The organism is Psychrobacillus sp. (assembly GCF_056205495.1).
This window is the reverse complement of sequence record NZ_JBAEAP010000174.1, coordinates 1-4,254: the sequence shown is the minus strand read 5'-3', so window position 1 is coordinate 4,254 and position 4,254 is coordinate 1. Positions and strand designations below refer to the sequence as shown.

The window sequence follows — 4,254 nt, the reverse complement described above, 5'->3', positions numbered from 1 at the left end:
TGTTCTATATTTGTAAAAATACAATAATCAAATTCAAGACCTGTTACACGTTGTTGCACTAGACCATGGGAAGAAACTTCCATAATAATTACTTGGTCCTTGCTCTTTGCAGCAAGTTCGTGGAAAGTCAGAGGATCTAATGTCGTATGAGTAGAAGAATATTCCTCGTTGTTAATAATAATTGAAATACTACCGAATACAGCACAGGAGATTCCTTGGCTCTCGAGTATATGTTTGATCATATAGGAGGTAGTAGTTTTACCGTTTGTTCCAGTAATCCCAATAAGTGTTTTGTTATTAGTTGGATTTTGGTAAAAAGTTTTAGCAAGATAGGCTAATGCTTTTCTAGCATCTTTTACTTGAAAGTATGGAACCTCATTTAAGTGTAATTCCTGTTCCCCGACCACGGCAATAGCCCCGTTCGTAATAGCATCCTCAATATACGTATGTCCATCTGTATGAGTCCCTGAAATAGCGACGAACAAATAACCTTCTTGAATGTCTTTAGAATTAAAAGCAATCCCGTTTACTTGAATATTCTGTGTCTTTTGAGTTGGAATAATCTCGATTGTAGATAGTAGCTCATTTAGTTTCATCAATTTATTTCGCCCCTCATCTAGTTGTTTTGAATTACGAGGTAGCAGATCCATCGTAAAGTTCTAAAATGTATACATAAATCATTAGACTTATCTTGAACGGATACGAGTTAGTTTATGCTAATGCTTAGTCATCCATATAGATGAGCAAATGTTGAAAAATGTCAAAAAAAGTCGATATACATTCATTTTAATAGTAACATAGTTAATTTTCTTTCACTAAATAAAAGTATTTCAGTATTCTAAAATAATTCTATTTTCCCTATTTTAAGAGAAACAAGATTAATTAATGCTATGTAGCAGCTATTTTATATTCGTACAAATGAACTGGCTCCCAAAAATGTCTATTTAAAAAATAGCTTTGTTGAAGTTATCGGTTGATTATGACTAACAATTCTTTTTTATAGTGACTGAAATTAAAAAAAGGAACATTCAAATGGCTATTAAGAGCATAAATAGATGATGAAATGGGATTAGTGACAGTTTTTCAGCTTTGTGTATGCGAGTAAAATTGATTAACCCTTTATCGATGCTAAAGACGTTCAAATTTTATTGATTGGAGCGCCAGACGTCGACTCCACGGCATGAGTGAGACAGATAAGACATCACAACCCCGCAGAAAGAGTCCGGCTGAGGCGAAAATCAATTCTACTCTCTGACTTAAAGATTTCTTTGCATTATAAATCAACCCTACTCTTAACATAGCCTTAAAAATAAAGGATCTAAGGGAATATAGTACTAGACTATCTAGAGGTTAATGTACTATAAGTAAAAATGAGTGAAAAAAAACTTAAACAAAAGTAGAATAGAAAATAGAATACCCTTTAAGAATGGGTAATTGAACATACGTGAAAGTGGGCGAAGAGATGAACGCATATGATGAATATATGAAGCAAGTAGTTAAACCAATGAGAAGTGAGCTGACGAATGCAGGTTTTAAAGAGCTGACTACACCTGATCAAGTGCATGAGCATATGAAAGAAGAAGGTGTGTCATTAATAGTGATTAACTCGGTATGTGGCTGTGCAGCGGGTCTCGCAAGACCTGCTGTTACTGAAGCGATTGGTGAATTACCAAAGAAACCAGATCACCTTGTTACTGTTTTTGCAGGACAAGATCAAGAGGCGACTGCTACTATGAGAGATTATTTTAGTGAAGTCCCACCAAGTTCACCTTCCATTGCTATATGGAAGGATGGAGAATTAGCTTATTTTATCCCTAGAGAGCAAATTGAAAGTAACTCTATGGAAACAATCAAAGACCACCTGACAGGTGTTCTCACTGACATAATTGCTTAAATGAAAACAGTTATAACGACTGCTGGAAGAACGAATCCGGAATATACTCGGGTAGCAAAAGATATAGCTGCTGATTTATGTATAAACTTCATAGACCGAAAGAAAAAGTCAGTGGAAAAAATACAAAACGAGCAGTTAGCCGATGTTTTAGTAGTTGGTAAAGATAGGCTGGAGTTTTTTGCATATGGTTCCACGAATCCTTTTTTCTTTCATCCAAATTCTGCAGCCTTTCGTTTAAAAAGGCTGTTAAAAGCGGAAAAAGACCCTTTTCTTGAAGCAACAGGGTTAAAGTTTGGGGAAAGGTTTTTAGATACTACAGCTGGTTTATGTTCTGATAGTTTAATTGCTGCTTATACAGTAGGAGAACCAGGAAAAGTAGTTGCACTAGAGAAGGAAAAGATGATTGCATATATTATTAATCGAGGATTAAAAAGCTATGAAACGGATTTTAGTGAATTAGAAAATTCCATGCGAAGAATTCAAGTGATTCATAAAGATGCAGTAGACTATTTAAAAACGTTAAAGGATAACTCATTTGACGTTGTATACATGGATCCGATGTTTGAAGAGGAAATTGCCGAGTCTAATAATTTTCAAGCCCTTAGAAAAATAGGAGCTATTGGAACCCTTTATACAGAGTGGGTTGAGCAAGCGAAGCGAGTTGCCAAGAAACGTGTTGTTTTAAAGGCGCATTTCCGCTCTCCTATGTTTGAGGATTTTGGTTTTACCCGACTAAGAAGACTAAGTTCCAAGTTTCATTACGGAATAATTGAAGTATAAAACAAAGAGGGAAGTGACTATACAAGTCGCTTCCCTCTTTGTTTTAGAATAATGAACTATTTACTTTTAAATCAGTGCGTGAAGTTTAAAGAAGTTAAATAACCTAATAAAAATAAAAATCCGATTCCAATGATAATATCTGTGCTCATAAGAATTTCCTCCTTAGTTTAAAAAACTACTGATTGTTTACCCTTTTTATTGTACAATGAATACTAGGAAGATGAAACCTTTTGTTCTCGATTTCGTATATGTTTATAATATTGCTTTTACTAAATTGTACATAATTGAAGGTGATTAAACATGAAAAAATGGTTCCAAAAATCGATTATTATTACTGTGGCATTTCTAACATTTGGACTGATCTCACCTAACCATGTTATTTGGGAGCAACTGTTAGAGAGCAAAGTGCCGATGAAGTCCGTCTCTGCAGAGAAGCATACAGTAGAGTATGACCAGGTTAGTCTTAAAGAATCCATTGACTACAGTGAAAAGATTACTTTGGCCGCTAAAGAACAAGCGTACATTAAGTTTGGGGCTAGAATTGGCCCTGTTATTCAAAATGAGTTTGATGAAGTTATTTTCCCTAGAATTCAAGAGGCAATTAATACAACATTGGTTTCTGTTGACGATCAAAAAGCAGCTAATCTAGCTATAACAGAACAGCCTTCTGGAGAATACTACGAAAAAATATTCCATATTTTTGATGAAACTACAAAAAAAGATTTGATGCGTTTTCATGTAAGAACAGATAAAAAACCGCTAGATGGTTACTACTTTAATTTTCATTATCACCTAGCAGAGGATAAATATTCAAAGCATTATGCTTTAGGTGAAATTTATTGGTCTAAGAACACCCCACCTAAATGGCTCTCCTAGATGAGAGCTTTTTTGCTATAAAAGGAAAGGAGCAAGCAAATGCAACAATACTTAGATTTATGTAAGCACATTATGGAACATGGGATTGAAAAAGGCGATAGAACAGGAACGGGAACAAAAAGTGTTTTTGGTTATCAAATGCGTTTTGACCTTTCAAAGGGATTTCCTCTTATGACTACTAAAAAAACTGCTTTTCGCTTGATAGTAAGTGAATTATTGTGGTTTTTAAAGGGAGATACCAACGTTAAAACCTTGATTAAGGCCAATAACCATATTTGGGATGAATGGGCATTTGAAAAGTGGGTAAATAGTGATACATATAATGGTCCAGATATGACAAACTTTGGTGTACGAGCTTCGAAGGATCCTGAATTTAAGGCTTTGGTGGATCAACAAATGAAGGTTTTCTGTGACAACATTCTATCTGATGAGTCTTTCGCAGAAGAATTTGGAGACCTTGGTCCTGTCTATGGTAGACAATGGCGCTCATGGCCTGGCAAAAACGGTGAAACGATTGATCAGCTTGCGAATTTGATCGATGGATTACAAAAGAACCCTGATTCCAGACGACATATCATTACTGCTTGGAATCCATCTGAGGTCGATGATATGGCATTACCGCCCTGTCACACTTTTATGCAATTCTATGTAGCGAACGGAAAATTGTCTTGTCAACTCTATCAGCGAAGTGCTGATGTTTTTTT

At 35.3% G+C, this 4,254-nt stretch carries 5 protein-coding genes; 4 read left to right on the top strand and 1 reads right to left on the bottom strand.

Annotation, left to right across the window (positions count from 1 at the left end; all coding sequences use genetic code 11):
- On the bottom strand, positions 1-596 hold a 596-nt coding region (locus AC06OU_RS05205; protein ID WP_475854423.1), incomplete at its 3' end, for a Mur ligase family protein.
- Positions 597-1,462: 866 nt separating this feature from the next.
- On the opposite strand from AC06OU_RS05205, the gene AC06OU_RS05200 reads away from it, so the two are divergent.
- The 4 genes from AC06OU_RS05200 to AC06OU_RS05185 form a co-directional block, all read left to right on the top strand.
- Positions 1,463-1,894, top strand: a complete 432-nt coding sequence (locus tag AC06OU_RS05200; RefSeq protein ID WP_169360123.1) for a BrxA/BrxB family bacilliredoxin — start codon at positions 1,463-1,465, stop codon at positions 1,892-1,894.
- On the top strand, positions 1,895-2,674 hold the full coding sequence (locus AC06OU_RS05195; RefSeq protein WP_475854421.1) for a class I SAM-dependent methyltransferase: 780 nt from the start codon (positions 1,895-1,897) through the stop codon (positions 2,672-2,674). It abuts the gene before it with no gap.
- A 300-nt stretch (positions 2,675-2,974) separates the two neighbouring features.
- Entirely contained in the window at positions 2,975-3,550 is a 576-nt protein-coding gene (locus AC06OU_RS05190; protein ID WP_340883633.1) for a YpjP family protein, read from the top strand.
- 39 nt (positions 3,551-3,589) lie between these two features.
- The coding region (locus AC06OU_RS05185; RefSeq protein WP_475854420.1) for a thymidylate synthase at positions 3,590-4,254 on the top strand (665 nt) is incomplete at its 3' end.

Coding starts and splice junctions, on each gene's coding strand:
- AC06OU_RS05195 (WP_475854421.1), top strand. CDS start 1,895: ATGAAAACAGTTATAACGACTGCTGGAAGAACGAATCCGGAATATACT.
- AC06OU_RS05200 (WP_169360123.1), top strand. CDS start 1,463: ATGAACGCATATGATGAATATATGAAGCAAGTAGTTAAACCAATGAGA.
- AC06OU_RS05190 (WP_340883633.1), top strand. CDS start 2,975: ATGAAAAAATGGTTCCAAAAATCGATTATTATTACTGTGGCATTTCTA.